This window comes from Photobacterium carnosum, assembly GCF_002849605.1.
Taxonomy (GTDB): Bacteria; Pseudomonadota; Gammaproteobacteria; order Enterobacterales; family Vibrionaceae; genus Photobacterium; species Photobacterium carnosum.
This window is the reverse complement of the sequence record NZ_NPIB01000005.1, coordinates 127,869-143,189: the sequence shown is the minus strand read 5'-3', so window position 1 is coordinate 143,189 and position 15,321 is coordinate 127,869. Positions and strand designations below refer to the sequence as shown.

Below are 15,321 nucleotides of genomic sequence, written 5' to 3'. Positions count from 1 at the left end.
GATCAAATAAATATTAATCGCTCAATAAGTTAGAGTGTGTAGGGGCTTGGATTCGGTTGAATAATACCAGTCAGTAAAGCAATAACCACCAGTCCAAATAGTATTACTGCAATCAGTAATCGATGCCCAAGATAATGTGATAACGGGCGTGATGATTGGCCTTTAATGATGGATGGTAACGCACGGAACAAGTGGATCACCATTAAGAGTAACAATACGATAAATAATATTTTTATTAGCATGTTAGTTGCTCCTTTGTGGTTATTTAATCATAGCGGGTTTTCACTATTAGTAATAAAAAGGGGGGTGTAATGATGCGAACTATCGCTTTTATTCTTTTTTCTATTGCGGTGGTGAGTTTGTTACTCAAACTTAGCTGGTGGCAACTGAGTCGTGCTGATGAAAAAAAACAGCTGCAATCACAAATTCAAGATCGGCAACAAATGAGGGTTGTTGATTTAGCACAACTCCCTGTTGAACCCTTATGGCATAGCATTACCCTTGAAGGGGAATTTGATAATCAACATCCAATATTGTTAGATAATCAACTGTTTCGTGGTCGACCGGGTTATCACCTTTATTTACCTTTTATTAGTCAACAGCAACAAGTGTTAGTCAATGTCGGTTGGATTGCGGCACCACTATACCGTGAAATATTACCGAAGTTACCGCAACTTAATGGGCGAAAGGTGATTAGTGGTGTGATAGCTCCCGCTCAGCAATTATTACAGTTTAAACCCGATAACACCGATGAGCAGTGGCCTTTACGGGTACAAAATATTGAATTAGATAGGCTCGCTCTGCAATTACAACAACCACTGTTGCCGTGGGTTATTCAAATATCAGCCTCAAGTCCGATAGCGTTAACTCAAACATGGCAACCTGTCGTGATGGGCCCTAAGAAACATTATGGTTATGCGATACAGTGGTTTTTATTAGCGATTGCGGTGGTTGTTATCTCTTTATTATGGCTACGCAAGGAGCGCGAAGTATGAATAAATATCACTTATTGTTAATGGTTGCAGTTGTGTTCGCATTACCGATTATTATTGCGAAATTGATATTGCAGCAGCAATGGTATCAAGGCGGGGTGACTAACCGAGGTCAACTTTTACAGCCAGTAATAACAGTGACCGCGTTTTCAAAGCCACAAACATGGCAATTAATTTATTGGTTGCCGCCAACGTGTGATGAGCGTTGCCAAGGGGCTTTATTTAATTTACGCCAAGTACCACAAGCTGCGGGTGCTGATAGTGTGCGGTTACAAAGTGTTGTCCTTGTTGCGGATCAACCGACCTCCTCAAACGCATTATTACAAGGGTTAGAACTGCGCCAAGTGAGTGGGTTATTACGTCAACAGTTAATCCAATTAGAATATGGTTTAACCTCGATTTATATTGCAGACCCTCACGGTAATATGCTGATGGCTTACCCCTTAGTTGTTGGCGAAAAGGCCATTTTAATGCAAGGTAAAGATGTGTTACGTGATTTAAAAAGGTTATTAAAAGTCTCAAAAATTGGCTAAGTCATTGCTGTTATTATGGAGGATAACAAATGATTCTCACCAACAAGAATGATCGATACTTCTTTTATTTAGTCAGTTTTAGTTTTGTGTTATCGCTAGCAGTGGTGGCGTTAGGTGCTTTTACTCGATTGACTGAAGCCGGGCTTGGCTGTCCTGATTGGCCGGGTTGCTACGGTTTTTTAACTGTGCCTCAAACGGCACTTGAACAACAAACTGCCGCTGAATTTTTCCCTCAAACGCCACTTGAGCCTCAAAAAGCATGGAATGAAATGCTGCATCGTTATATTGCAGGCACGTTAGGTATTTTCATTTTAGCGATCAATATTATGGCGTGGCGACAACTATCACGACCAAAACTATTACCATTATTGCTACTCATCACCGTGATTATTCAAGCACTATTAGGTATGTGGACGGTGACATTAGTGCTTATGCCGGTGGTAGTGATGGCGCATTTATTAGGGGGCTTTACCATTGTCTGCTTGCTGTGGTTATTACGGTTACAGCTTCATATTGGACATGTAAGCATGACTCAAGTTGGAATAAAGCCATTATATCGGCTGCGAATAGCGGCAATTGTTAGTGTTATTGTGGTTATCTCCCAAGTTGCATTAGGGGGTTGGACGGCGGCTAATTATGCTGCTTTGGTGTGTACTCAATTACCTATTTGTGAAGCTAATTGGCAGCAGCTATTTGATAGTAAAGCCTTTCTTTTAGTACATCCGCAACATGATAGTTATCAATATGGGGTACTTGATTATGGGCAGCGAGTGTCAATTCATGTTGTGCATCGTATAGGTGCGATGGTAACGACCGTTGTCGTATTAGCTATGGCATGGTTATGTTGGTTACAGCCGATATTACGACGTTATAGCTGGGGGTTAGTATTATTGCTGACGCTGCAAATTGCATTAGGGGTGACTAATGTTGCTGCAAGTTTACCTCTTGCTGTAGCCGTAGCACATAACGTCACAGGTCTAGGATTATTAGTGATGATGGTCACTGTTAGCTATCGTGTTGGTGCTGGCTATCGACAATCACAGCAACATCGCCGCTATTGAAGGAGGATAAATGACATGGATAAATTACAATGGCTTGATCGTTTAAGTACTTCAACCGTCACGATTGCAGTGTGGCGAGATTATCTCACCATGACAAAGCCCAAAGTGGTAGCGATGTTATTGCTTACCGCTTTAGTGGGAATGTGTCTTGCTGTGCCAACCGTACCAACTGTTTATGTTGTGGTGCTTGGACTCGCTGGTATTGGTTTGCAATCAGCAGCCGCCGCTGTTTTTAACCATATATTAGATCGTCATTTTGATGCTCAGATGACACGGACTTATCATCGGCCGTTAGCTAAAGGGCGCATAGCGACCTCCAAAGCAGTGTTGTTTGGATGTGTATTAATGGTGTCAGGATTTATTTTATTGTGGCAGCTTAATCCATTAACAGCATGGCTGACGATGGCAAGTTTAGTTGGTTATGCGGTGGTTTATACGGTATGGCTAAAACATGCAACACCGCAAAATATTGTGATTGGCGGCTTAGCCGGAGCAGCTCCACCTCTATTAGGATGGACAGCCGTGACGGGAAGTTTGAATCCTCATGCGCTGCTATTAGTGATGCTAGTGTTTGCATGGACGCCACCACACTTTTGGGCTTTAGCGATTCATCGGCGTGATGATTACGCTAAAGCTGGCATTCCAATGCTGCCAGTGACGCATGGTATTGAATACACTAAAACCATGGTGTTGTTTTATACCTTATTGTTGTTTGCGGTGGGGTTGTTACCGTGGCTAACAGGTATGAGTGGTGGAATTTATTTAATTGGCAGTAGCATGTTAAACCTCGGTTTTATTGGTTACGCCATTAAGCTAAAATTTTTTGATACGGAAGGTCATGCATGGGCAACATTTAAGTATTCTATTTGGCATTTATTAACCTTATTTGTGGTGCTGTTAGTTGATCATTGGTGGCTTTCGTGGACATTAGTACATTCCTAATGGGATCAACTGATATTTTGGTATCAAAATCAGACTGTTGTCATTCTCTTCAAATAGGTACACTAACCTCTTAGTTTATACCTTGAATAAGGGACGAGTGTGCTGGCTGTATTAAAAGATAAAGCATTACATTACCAAGTTTTTGCGTTAGCACTGCCAATGGTGTTATCTAATATTACCGTACCCTTACTGGGCTTAGTTGACGCTGCTGTTATTGGTCATCTTGATAAATCATGGTATTTAGGTGGTGTGGCTGTTGGCGGCACCATGATTAATGTGACCTTTTGGCTGCTTGGTTTTTTACGGATGGCGACCACGGGCATTACTGCACAAGCGCAAGGTAGTGCTAACAAAGATGCACAAGCGGTAATTTTTGTCCAAGGTATGGCACTTGCTTGGTTATTTGGCGTGGTGTTAGTGGCATTGCACCAGCCAGTGAGCCAAGTTATTTTTCATTTTAGTAGCGCAGGCAGTGAAGTAAAACTGTATGCCGCACAATATTTTTCAATTCGTATTTGGGGTGCTCCCGCCGCTTTAGCTAATTTTGTGATCATGGGTTGGCTGCTGGGAATGCAGAATGCCAAATTACCAATGTGGTTATTAATTGTAACGAACGTCGTCAATATAACGCTAGATCTAATATTTGTGCTTGGTTTTGGATGGAAAGTACAAGGTGCGGCAGCTGCGTCTGTCATTGCCGATTATAGTGGCATGATATTAGGATTATGGTTTGTTGCTCAACAATGGTTACGGTTAGGTTTACCACCATTAAAACAAAAGTTGGCCAGTGTGCGTCATGGTATGGGACGGTTACTGAAGCTTAATCGCGATATCTTTTTACGCAGTTTATGTTTACAAGCCACCTTTGTTTTTATGACCTTTCAAGGGGCACACTTAGGCGATAATGTGGTGGCAGCGAATGCGGTATTAATGAGTCTCTTAATGTTGGTCTCTTACGCAATGGATGGTTTTGCTTATGCGATGGAAGCGTTAGTGGGCAAAGCTGTTGGTGCAGGAAATAAGGGTCAACTTGAGCGCTATTTAGTTGGGACGACATTTTGGAGTTTATTGATATCATTAGTATTAACCGTTATTTTTGTACTCTTTGGTACACAAATTATTGGTATTGTTTCTGATATTCCAGCAGTACAGCAGCAAGCCGACCAGTATTTACCATGGTTAACAGCAGTGCCTTTAGTGGCGATGTGGTGTTTTTTATTAGATGGGGTCTTTATTGGTGCTACTCGTGGCAAAGATATGCGTAATAGTATGTTCTTAGCAACGTGTGGATTTTTTGCTATTTGGTGGTCAATGAGTAGTTATGGAAATCATGCATTGTGGGCGGCAATGATCGGTTTTATGGCATTGCGAGGGCTGATATTAGCGGTGATCTTCATTTCTTTATGGCGAAAAAATATATTTTTACCGCATACTTAATAAACAACCACTTATCATTACAGTGAACAGTATTGATGATTTTTTGTACAAAAAAGGCTTCCAATCATGATTGTGATTTGCTTAAATGCGTTCACTTCTTATCCAGGTGGTGCGAATGACAACTAAGATTATAGGTTATTTATTACTGGTGCTGAGTTTAACCTTCAGTGTTCATAGTTATGCTAGTAGCTTTAAAAAATTGAATGTTACAGCAACAGCATATAATTCAGTATCAACTCAAACAGATTCCAGCCCTAGCATAGCGGCTTGGGGCGATCGTTTAAAACCCGGCATGAAAGCCATCGCTGTTTCCCGTGATTTACTAAAAATGGGTTTAAAGCGTGGTTCTAAAGTGAAAATTTCAGGCTTACCCGGTGAGTACGTGGTGCTAGATAAAATGCATCACCGTTGGAGTCGTAAAATTGATATCTATATGGGTAAAAATGTTAGGGCTGCAAAAAATTGGGGAAAACGGCGGGTAACTATTACTGTCCTCTGATCATAATGAATACTAATAAAAAAGCCGCATTTTGATGCGGCTTTTTGCTATTTACAATAAGTGGCTCGAAACGATTAATAGTAAGAGTGATCGCCACGGGCGTGATCGGTAATATCACGTGCGCCCGTTAATTCGCCTTCAAATTGTGCTAATAGTTCTTTCTCAATGCCTTCTTTTAATGTGACATCAACCATTGAACAACCATTACAACCACCACCGAATTGTAGAATGGCAACGCCATCTTCAGTGATTTCAGCCAATGAAACATTACCACCATGGCCAGCAAGTTGCGGGTTGATTTGAGTCTGTAGAATGTAATCAACACGTTCAATCAATGATGCATCATCAGCGACTTTACGCACTTTGGCGTTAGGCGCTTTTAATGTTAGCTGTGAGCCCATTTTATCTGTGACAAAATCGATTTCAGCGTCATCAAGGAAGGTGAGGCTTAATTCATCAATAAAAGCCGAGAATAGCTCAAGTTTCATTTCCGTATCACTTGCTTCAACCGCATCTAGTGGGCAGTAGGATACGCCACATTCAGCACTTTGAGTGCCTGGGTTTACAACAAAAACACGGATATTAGTACCCTCAGGCTGCTGAGCAAGTAGCTTGCTAAAGTGCTGCTGAGCGTTTTCAGTAATAGTGATCATAGACACGATGTAATACCTGACTGATTTAGTAAGTTTTATTTATTCTACTCTTTGTGAGTCATTGTCGCATCTCTAAAGCGACATTTTTTATTTGACCACGTTTTATTAATTAATGCGCGTCTTTTTTGTGCAAGATTAACTAACTGATTGTTCAGTATGACATAACGTATAAATATCTACTTGTTTTACACCGTGTCGAATTAGCAGCCGAGTTAATTGATCTACTGTAGCGCCGGTGGTGACGACATCGTCAACAATAGCGACATGTTCAGGCAAGATTATTGGTCGTAATCGAAACGCATGGTGTAAGTTATGTTGCCGTTGAATTTGTGTCAGTTGTTGTTGCGGTTGTGTATGCCGTAAACGCTGAAAAGCATGGTGATCAACGTGGCTATTTAAAATAGTCCCAAGGGCTAATGCGAGTTGATGACTTTGATTAAAACCGCGCCCGCAATAACGCCGCCAGTGTAAAGGTACGGGTAATAATAGTGGTGCAGGTTGAGTAATTTGATGAGCTAATTGTTGTGCCAGTGGTCGTGCTAACCAAAATTTCCCACAAAATTTCAGTTGGTGCACTAGTTGTTGTAATGGTGGTTGATATTCGCCTAAACGATAGAGACGATGCCATAGCGGTGGGGAGGTTAAGCAACGACCACAATGTTCAATAGTGGTTAAGGTGGTGGTGCCACAATGTTGACAATAAGGAGAAGATGGAAACTGAGATAGGCAATGGTGGCACCAAAAATGTTCAGATGCAGTTAAGGGAAGTTGGCATAGTGAACAGTGCTGAAATAATAAGTGATGATATAAATTATCTCGCCACGATGGCACTCTGTTTGGCATCATTATCCCTCGTTCGTAATTGATGAAAGGAAGTATAAATGACATCACAGTTTAATTGGCATTGTGAAGGGCAAGGACCTGATCTGGTTCTCATTCATGGATGGGGAATGAATACAGGAGTATGGCAAGATGTGATCCCGCGACTAAGTCAGCACTATTGCGTTCATTGGTGCGATCTTCCGGGTTATGGTGATAACGGCAATGCTAGTGCGACGTCATTGAATGACATTGTCGAACTGTTATTAGTGCAAGCTCCTGAAAAAGCAGTGTGGTTAGGATGGTCATTAGGTGGGGTTATTGCTACTCAAGCCGCTTTGGTTGCACCTCAACGGGTAACGCAATTGATCACGGTTGCAAGTTCACCTTGCTTTAGATCTCAAACTGATTGGATGGGTATTCAACCGCGAGTCTTGGCTAATTTTCAACTCCAATTAGTGGCCGATTTCGCGCTCACTATTGAACGGTTTTTAGTTTTACAGGCATTGGGTAGTCAAACCGCCAAAGAAGATATTCGGCAATTAAAAGCTGCCGTGTTATCTCGGCCGCAGCCGCAATTAGCGGCTTTAACGCTAGGGTTAGAATTATTAGAGACCGTTGATTTACGCCAATCGCTAACTGCGTTATCACAACCATGGTTACGGTTATATGGGCGTTTAGATGCGTTAGTGCCGATTAAAACTGAACCGCTATTAGGTGCGTTATATCCTCAATCACAGAGTTATATTTTTGCTAACGCATCTCATGCACCGTTTATTTCGCATTTGGATGAATTTATTACGGTAATAAAGAATTTTATGACGTGATTGGTTTTAGTGCTTTGTGTCAGATAATTGGATTTATAGTGGTCGATTTAGGTTAATAATTAACGGGAGCGGTCGATATCATTAGTAGAGTGGTATAACAACCTTGAGGGTATGGTGATAATGGATTATCTACTATGGTGATTGCGCCATTACAGTCAACAACGCCAGTATTAGCGACAACCATTAATCCATTAACGGATCAAGTCGCGCGGGATAACCGTGTGCGTGAAAAGATTGTACCGATTGTTGAAAGTAGGGAGGCCGCCGCTGAAAATGCCCTTAGTGCAGAAGAGAAACAGCGTAATAAATCGAGTTGGGACCCGAGTGATCATCCTAATTATAGCCAGCCACAAACTAAATTTTTTAAAGGTTACCAACAACACTTAGCACAGATTGTGCAGGTTTTATCTCTCGATAATTATGTGACACCAGATCAGCCATTAGGTTATTCGATGCACATTGAACTGCCCCGAGAGCTATTACAACAATTAGCGCTAATCAGTGCCAGTGAACGTACTAAAGGTGTGGTGAGTCATCATTACGCTCAATCAACATTACCCAACCCACCCACGCAGTATCTTAGCGTTATCTAAATTAACAGCCAGAGCAAATGTCTGGCTGTTGGGGGTAATAATTACATCAGTGGTTATTATTTTTTCTTGGCATTAGCAAATGCAGCTGCAAAAGCGTTACCCATTGGTGGGGTATTCTTTTGTGGTGCAGATGTGTTGTTTTGACGTGGCTGTTGATGAGATGGTTGCTGGCGAGGTGCTGGCGTTGATTGACGACTTGGCTTTTCTTGGCCAGGTTCATCATTTAAACGCATGCTCATCGCAATACGTTTGCGTTGAATATCTACTTCCATCACTTTAACTTTAACCACATCACCGGCTTTAACCACTTCTCGTGGATCTGAAATAAATTTATCAGACAGGGCAGAGATATGGATCAAACCATCTTGGTGAACACCGACATCAACAAAAGCACCAAAGTTAGTTACGTTAGTGATCACGCCTTCTAATACCATTCCCGGAATCAAGTCTTTTACTTCATTAATGCCATCAGCAAAGGTAGCTGTGGTGAACTCAGGACGTGGATCTCGCCCAGGTTTATCTAGCTCACTAATGATGTCTGTTACTGTCGGTAAACCGAAATGTGCATCGGTATAATCAATGGCTTTAAGGTTACGCAAAAAGTCACTGTTACCAATAATTGCATCAACAGGCTTGTTGTTGGCTGCTGATATTGTTTTGACCACTGCATAAGATTCAGGGTGAACCGCTGAGCCATCTAGTGGATTTTTACCGTTCATTATCCGTAAGAAACCCGCGCATTGTTCAAACGCTTTTGGCCCTAAACGAGCGACTTTTTTAAGGGCGGTTCGCGCATCAAAGCGACCATTTTCATCACGGTAATTAACAATGTTCTGTGCGATGGTGGCATTTAGTCCTGCAACACGGGTTAATAACGCGGCTGATGCAGTATTTACATCTACACCGACGGCATTTACACAGTCTTCAACTACCACATCCAAACGTTTCGCAAGCATGCTTTGGCTAACATCATGTTGGTATTGGCCAACACCGATTGATTTAGGGTCGATTTTAACTAGCTCTGCCAATGGGTCTTGTAGACGACGGCCAATTGATACTGCACCGCGAATAGACACATCCATATTAGGGAATTCTTTTGCAGCTAATTCTGATGCTGAGTAAACCGACGCACCGGCTTCACTGACCATCACACTTTGTACTTTTAGCTGATTATCTTTAATAAGCTTCGCGACAAACGCATCTGTTTCACGTGAAGCAGTGCCATTACCAATCGCAATTAAGTTAACGTTATGCTTGTTAATCAGCGCTACAACTACTTTGGCTGACTCAGTGATTTTATTATGCGGCTGGTGAGGGTAAATGGTCGCAGTATCTAAAACTTTACCTGTTTCATCGACGACAGCAATCTTACTACCCGTACGTAAACCGGGATCAAGTGCTAGCGTTACTCGTGGACCTGCGGGCGCTGCCATTAATAAATCATGCAGATTATCTGCAAAAACTTGAATTGCACCATCTTCGGCTTTTTCACGCAAAATGCTCATGAGCTCGGTTTCCATGTGCATTAAAATCTTAATGCGCCATGTCCAGCTGATCACTTGTTTACGCCACGCATCGGCAGCTTGTGAGCCAAGGGTAACCTTATAATGTTCAGCAATAATGATTTCACAATATGAGCTACGAACGGCTTCGTCTTTATTGGGATCAGCATTGAGTGATAGTTGTAAGAAACCTTCATTACGGCCACGGAATAATGCTAGCGCACGGTGGGACGGAATGTTTTTAATCGGCTCATTATAGTCAAAGTAATCTTTAAATTTAGCACCATCATGTTCTTTCCCTCCAATGACTCGAGAGGTAAGTTCTGCAGACGTATTTAATTGACGACGAATTTTTTCAAGTAGTGCCGCATCTTCCGCAAATTGTTCCATCAATATCGCACGCGCACCATCTAACACCGCTTTACTATCAGCAAAGCCTTGCTCTGGATTTAAGTATTGCTCAGCCGCTGTTTCTGGTGAATGTTGTGGTTGGTTCCATAACAATTCAGCAAGGGGGGCAATGCCTGCTTCAATAGCAATCTGACCTTTAGTACGACGCTTTTGTTTATAAGGTAGATAGAGATCTTCAAGGCGAGTTTTACTGTCAGCATTATTGATTTCAGCGGCTAATGCTGTTGTTAGCTTACCTTGCTCTGTAATGGATTTTAAAATCACCTGACGGCGGCTATCGAGTTCACGCAGGTAGCCTAAACGTGATTCTAGATTACGTAGTTGGGTGTCATCCAATTCACCAGTGACTTCTTTACGGTAACGGGCAATAAATGGCACCGTATTACCATCATCAAGTAGGGTGACTGCCGCATTGACTTGTTCGGTGCGGACATTCAGTTCGGTGGCGATCTGTTGGTTGATAGCGTTGCTCATCCGTTGATATCTCTTGTTGATCGTTAAGCTTCCATTTTACGGCTGAATCTTGATCTGGCAAGTCAACCGCGGTGAAGAGTGTGTTAAAACAACTGATTTTAGGTGATTGTGATCATGGTTAATCTTGATAACGAATATGATTAATAAACCATGTTTTTTTACCTTGTGGCGTCGTTACTATCGTGTCATCGTCAACTTGTTTGCTCAATAACGCGCGTGCCATTGGTGAGTCAATCGAGATGTAATCGTTACGACCATAAATCTCATCAGGGCCGACAATGCGAAAGGTTTTTTGTTCTCCTGCTTCATTTTCAATTTCGACCCAAGCACCGAAAAATACTTTGCCATCTTGTTGAGGGGAGTAATCAATCACGCTAACGGCTTCTAAACGTTTTCGTAAAAAGCGAACTCGGCGATCAATTTCACGCAGCCGTTTTTTATTATATTGATAGTCGGCATTTTCGCTGCGATCACCAAGACTTGCAGCCCAAGTGACTTTTTTAGTGACTTCAGGACGATCTTCACGCCATAAATAATCTAATTCTTGCTCTAATTTAGTAAAACCTTCACGGGTGATTAAATTGGTTCTCATCATCATTCTCGCACGATAGTTTGGCATTGTTCTATCATCGATAGTGCAAAATAGAAAGTAGCATAATGATAAATTGCGCCCCTTTAAAGAGGACTAATTCGCTGAAGGAATTAATTGTAAATAGCGTAAGTACGGCGAGAAGTGTCCTTGTGTGTATCGTAAATTAATCTCTCAGGTAAAGTAGTGTTCAGAGTTGAAGCGCCATGCTATAAAGGCATATAAAAAGGGTAATTGTTAAACGTTATAACAATACTAATAACACAATCATGATAATAATTAGCATGTTATAATTTATAACATGTAGTGATTATTGTGTGTTGGTGATTATTGCCACTCTACAATCAAATTAAGCGTTAGTTATTACGACTTACGTACATTTAGTAACACTACGCTATCGTGATCGATGAAGGTGAAAAATGAAGGAAAATTATAAGATATTAGTGGTCGATGACGACATGCGTTTACGTGCATTACTTGAGCGTTATCTTTCTGAACAGGGATTTCAAGTACGTAGCGTTGCTAATGGCGAGCAAATGGATCGTTTACTTGCACGTGAAACGTTTCACCTGATGGTATTAGATTTAATGTTACCCGGTGAAGATGGCTTATCTATTTGTCGTCGCTTACGTAGTGCTAACAATATGCTACCTATTTTGATGCTAACGGCAAAAGGCGATGAAGTTGATCGTATTGTTGGGCTTGAAGTAGGAGCCGACGATTATTTGCCTAAACCGTTTAATCCGCGTGAATTATTAGCGCGTATTCGTGCCGTATTACGTCGTCAAACCATTGAAGCACCAGGTGCACCAAGTATTTCAAGTAAAGTGATTGAGTTTGGTGAATTCCGTCTTAATCTTGGTACGCGTGAAATGTTCCGTGGCGATGCGCCAATGCCGCTGACATCGGGTGAATTTGCGGTATTAAAAGCATTAGTGACCAATGCGCGTGAGCCCATGTCACGTGATAAGTTAATGAATATGGCCCGTGGTCGTGAATATTCAGCAATGGAACGTTCAATTGATGTGCAGATTTCACGTCTGCGTCGTATGGTTGAAGAAGATCCTAGTCGCCCACGTTATATTCAAACAGTATGGGGTTTAGGGTACGTGTTTGTTCCTGATGGTAGTGAGGCGTAAGCCATGCGGTTATCGCCCAAAAGTACTTTTGCGCGAACACTGATATTATTAGCTGGCTTGTTAATTTCAAGCCAGATTTTTTCGTATCTGACCATCGTCAATTACGCGCTACTTCCTAGTATTCAGCAGTTTAATCGTATTTTAGCTTACGAAGTAAAGTTGATGCTGAAAGAAAACATTAAGATGGCCGATGGTCAAACTGTCCATCTTGATCGCCCCATTCGACGAGAGTTACTTGAAGAATTAGGCGTGACGTTACATGCCCCTAATTCTCCAGGTGCAGCAGAATTTAATGATGCCACTCATATTAGTTATTTGAGTGAAGAAATGTCACGTGAATTACATTCACCAACGGATGTGCGGTTATTGTTAGGTGCCCATAGTTATGTACTGTGGATGAGAACTGATGCGATGCCAAATTCTTTAATGCGAATTCCGTTATCAGAACTGCAAGAAGATGATTTTTCTCCTTTATTTCGTTATAGCCTAATTATTGCTTTTCTTGTAATAGCGGGCGGCTGGTTGTTTATTCGAATTCAAAATAGGCCGTTAGTCGAGCTGGAACAAGCAGCATTGCAAGTGGGACGTGGTGAAACGCCACCACAGTTGCCTGAGCAAGGTGCATCTGAAATTCGCTCAGTAACTAAGGCATTTAACCAGATGTCACAAGGGATTAAACAGCTTGAAGATGATCGTGCTTTATTAATGGCAGGCGTTAGTCATGACTTGCGAACACCATTAACGCGGATTCGATTAGCAACGGAAATGATGTCACCTGAGGACAGTTACTTAGCCGACTCGATGATTATTGATACTGAAGAATGTAACGCCATTATTAGTCAATTTATGGATTATTTGAAATCGACTAAAAAACAAGATGAAGAAGATGTTGATCTTAATCTGTTGTTAGAAGATGTTGCGTATACTGAAGGCAGTTATGGCAACGTTATTGAACAGCAATTAACCCCGATTCCAGGCATAGTTTCAGCTAATGCAGTTGCACTTAAACGAGCCGTTGCAAATTTAATTATTAATGCGCAACGGTACGGTAATGGTTGGGTCAAACTGTCTAGCGGCGCTTCTGTTGATCGTAAATCAGCATGGTTCTGTGTTGAAGATAATGGACCTGGCATTGCCCCTGATCAGGTAACAAAGATGTTTCAGCCATTAACTCGTGGTGACTCTGCGCGAGGTAATGAAACGGAAGGTACTGGATTAGGGCTGGCGATTGTGAAACGGATCATTGATCAAAATGAAGGGGTTATTTTAGTACGTAATCGTAGTGAAGGTGGCCTAAGAGTTGAGATTAGTTTGCCATTACATAAAGTAAAACAGTGATGGTCTAAGTGCGTTTCTTTAGCATAATAACGTCATATAAAAAGCCCGCATTCATTTTGATACGGGCTTTTTTAATGATGGTAATAATTAGTTTTCGGTAGCTGTTGCTTCGTCAATCAGATCGAGAGGTTCAGCATTATCATCGGGTAAAATGATATTTAATAAAATCGCAGTAATACCGCCAGCGGCCATGCCTGAAGAGAGAATACTTTTTATAATCTCAGGTAAGAATTGCAATATTTCAGGTTTTTGGGCGATGCCTAATCCCATTGAAAAAGACAATGCCATGATTAAAATTGCACGGCGATCAAGATGACAGCGAGAAATAATACGAATGCCAGACGCAGCAATGGTGCCAAACATAACGATGGTTGCGCCGCCTAATACTGGTTCTGGAATCAATTGAACCAGACTGGCTACGTCAGGGAATAGTCCCAGCAGAACTAGCATTCCTGCGACAAAGTAGCCGATATAACGACTTGCTACGCCAGTTAATTGGATAATGCCATTGTTTTGGCTAAAGGTTGAGTTTGGAAAGCTGTTAAACACTGCCGCCATTGCCGAGTTGAGACCATCAGCAAGTACGCCCCCTTTGATTCGTTTTAGATATAGTGGCCCTTTTACTGGCTGCTCCGAGGTTTCAGAGGTCGCCGTAATATCACCAATGGCTTCAAGGGAAGTCACCGCAAATACTATCATTAACGGAATTAACAATCCCCAATCAAAACTAAGGCCATATTGCATTGGCATTGGAATCGCAATTAACGGATTCGTGCTGGTGATGTTGGTATTTATCATGCCTAACATCCATGCCAGTAATGTTCCTGCTGCCATTGCGATAACAATGGATGACACGCGTAAGTAAGGGTTTTTAAAGCGGTTAAGTAACACAATAAAACCTAACACCGTCCCCGCAAGCATCAGATTATCAAGGCTGCCAAAGCTACCGTCGGCAATTGCACTGTAGCCGCCACCAATCGAGGTTAGGCCAATCTGAATTAAGGTTAAACCAATTAATGTCACCACAATACCAGACACTAATGGCGTAATGATGCGCTGGGCGTGTTGTAAAATGCGAGAGATAAACACTTCAGTAAAAGCGGCAAAAATAATGGTGCCAAAAATAGCCGCCATCATGGTTTGAATATCTGCTCCGCCAGCTTTGAGTGCCAAGCCTGCGCCAATGATTGGGCCTAAGAAATTAAAACTAGTACCTTGAATAGACAGTAACCCTGAGCCAATAGGGCCAAAGGTTTTAATTTGGATAAAAGAAGCGATGCCTGATGCCAACAATGACATGCTGACAATGGTATTAGTGTCACTTGCTGGTAAGCCTAGTGATTGACAAATAATCAATGATGGTGTGATAACTGCGACAAACATTGCCAATAAATGTTGAGTCGCTGCAAAGAGCGTTTGTGGCAACGGTGGTCTATCATCTAAACGGTAAACAAGGTCAGAATTTCTTGGCGTTACGCTAGTGTGATGCTGAGTCATAGATGATCCTAACTG

At 41.8% G+C, this 15,321-nt stretch carries 16 protein-coding genes; 10 read left to right on the top strand and 6 right to left on the bottom strand.

Annotated features, from left to right (window positions below; all coding sequences use genetic code 11):
- Positions 1-29 precede the first annotated feature (29 nt).
- Positions 30-242, bottom strand: a complete 213-nt coding sequence (locus tag CIK00_RS06815; RefSeq protein ID WP_101768150.1) for a DUF2909 family protein — start codon at positions 240-242, stop codon at positions 30-32.
- A 69-nt stretch (positions 243-311) separates the two neighbouring features.
- On the opposite strand from CIK00_RS06815, the gene CIK00_RS06810 reads away from it, so the two are divergent.
- The 6 genes from CIK00_RS06810 (at position 312) to CIK00_RS06785 (ending at position 5,464) form a co-directional block, all read left to right on the top strand.
- Entirely contained in the window at positions 312-995 is a 684-nt protein-coding gene (locus CIK00_RS06810) for an SURF1 family protein (protein WP_232598244.1), read from the top strand.
- Positions 992-1,525: a cytochrome oxidase gene (locus CIK00_RS06805; RefSeq protein WP_101768149.1), complete on the top strand. Its 534-nt coding sequence runs from the start codon at positions 992-994 to the stop codon at positions 1,523-1,525. The genes CIK00_RS06810 and CIK00_RS06805 overlap by 4 nt, the downstream gene beginning before the upstream one ends.
- A gap of 29 nt (positions 1,526-1,554) precedes the next feature.
- Positions 1,555-2,586 carry a COX15/CtaA family protein gene (locus tag CIK00_RS06800; protein ID WP_101768148.1) on the top strand — a complete coding sequence of 344 codons (1,032 nt, stop codon included), beginning with the start codon at positions 1,555-1,557 and terminating at the stop codon, positions 2,584-2,586.
- 15 nt (positions 2,587-2,601) lie between these two features.
- Positions 2,602-3,528 carry a heme o synthase gene (gene cyoE, locus CIK00_RS06795; RefSeq protein WP_101768147.1) on the top strand — a complete coding sequence of 309 codons (927 nt, stop codon included), beginning with the start codon at positions 2,602-2,604 and terminating at the stop codon, positions 3,526-3,528.
- 99 nt (positions 3,529-3,627) lie between these two features.
- The gene (dinF, locus tag CIK00_RS06790) at positions 3,628-4,965 is read left to right on the top strand and encodes an MATE family efflux transporter DinF (RefSeq protein ID WP_101768146.1); all 1,338 of its coding nucleotides are present in this window, start codon (positions 3,628-3,630) and stop codon (positions 4,963-4,965) included.
- A 115-nt stretch (positions 4,966-5,080) separates the two neighbouring features.
- Positions 5,081-5,464 (top strand): 3D domain-containing protein, encoded by a 384-nt coding sequence (locus tag CIK00_RS06785; protein WP_101768145.1) that lies wholly within the window; start codon positions 5,081-5,083, stop codon positions 5,462-5,464.
- A 74-nt stretch (positions 5,465-5,538) separates the two neighbouring features.
- On the opposite strand, the gene nfuA is transcribed toward CIK00_RS06785, so the two are convergent.
- Complete coding sequence (gene nfuA, locus CIK00_RS06780) at positions 5,539-6,126, bottom strand: Fe-S biogenesis protein NfuA (protein ID WP_167388531.1); 588 nt, start codon at positions 6,124-6,126, stop codon at positions 5,539-5,541.
- A 126-nt stretch (positions 6,127-6,252) separates the two neighbouring features.
- Positions 6,253-6,963 (bottom strand): phosphoribosyltransferase family protein, encoded by a 711-nt coding sequence (locus tag CIK00_RS06775; protein ID WP_101768144.1) that lies wholly within the window; start codon positions 6,961-6,963, stop codon positions 6,253-6,255.
- Between the two features lie 35 nt (positions 6,964-6,998).
- Between CIK00_RS06775 and bioH the strand changes: the two genes are divergently transcribed.
- On the top strand, positions 6,999-7,763 hold the full coding sequence (gene bioH / locus CIK00_RS06770) for a pimeloyl-ACP methyl ester esterase BioH (RefSeq protein WP_101768143.1): 765 nt from the start codon (positions 6,999-7,001) through the stop codon (positions 7,761-7,763).
- Between the two features lie 134 nt (positions 7,764-7,897).
- Complete coding sequence (locus CIK00_RS06765; protein WP_101768142.1) at positions 7,898-8,356, top strand: ATP-dependent Lon protease; 459 nt, start codon at positions 7,898-7,900, stop codon at positions 8,354-8,356.
- 56 nt (positions 8,357-8,412) lie between these two features.
- Here the strand turns inward: CIK00_RS06765 and CIK00_RS06760 are convergent, their stop codons facing one another.
- Together CIK00_RS06760 and greB are read right to left on the bottom strand one after the other, a co-directional pair.
- Entirely contained in the window at positions 8,413-10,743 is a 2,331-nt protein-coding gene (locus tag CIK00_RS06760; protein ID WP_101768141.1) for a Tex family protein, read from the bottom strand.
- A gap of 118 nt (positions 10,744-10,861) precedes the next feature.
- A complete protein-coding gene (greB, locus tag CIK00_RS06755) occupies positions 10,862-11,335 on the bottom strand; it encodes a transcription elongation factor GreB (protein ID WP_101768193.1) in 474 nt (157 codons plus the stop codon).
- Between the two features lie 416 nt (positions 11,336-11,751).
- On the opposite strand from greB, the gene ompR reads away from it, so the two are divergent.
- The gene (gene ompR, locus CIK00_RS06750; protein WP_101768140.1) at positions 11,752-12,471 is read left to right on the top strand and encodes an osmolarity response regulator transcription factor OmpR; all 720 of its coding nucleotides are present in this window, start codon (positions 11,752-11,754) and stop codon (positions 12,469-12,471) included.
- Between the two features lie 3 nt (positions 12,472-12,474).
- Positions 12,475-13,809, top strand: a complete 1,335-nt coding sequence (envZ, locus tag CIK00_RS06745) for a two-component system sensor histidine kinase EnvZ (RefSeq protein ID WP_101768139.1) — start codon at positions 12,475-12,477, stop codon at positions 13,807-13,809.
- A gap of 87 nt (positions 13,810-13,896) precedes the next feature.
- Here the strand turns inward: envZ and CIK00_RS06740 are convergent, their stop codons facing one another.
- Positions 13,897-15,306 (bottom strand): uracil-xanthine permease family protein, encoded by a 1,410-nt coding sequence (locus CIK00_RS06740; protein WP_101768138.1) that lies wholly within the window; start codon positions 15,304-15,306, stop codon positions 13,897-13,899.
- Between the last annotated feature and the right edge of the window lie 15 nt (positions 15,307-15,321).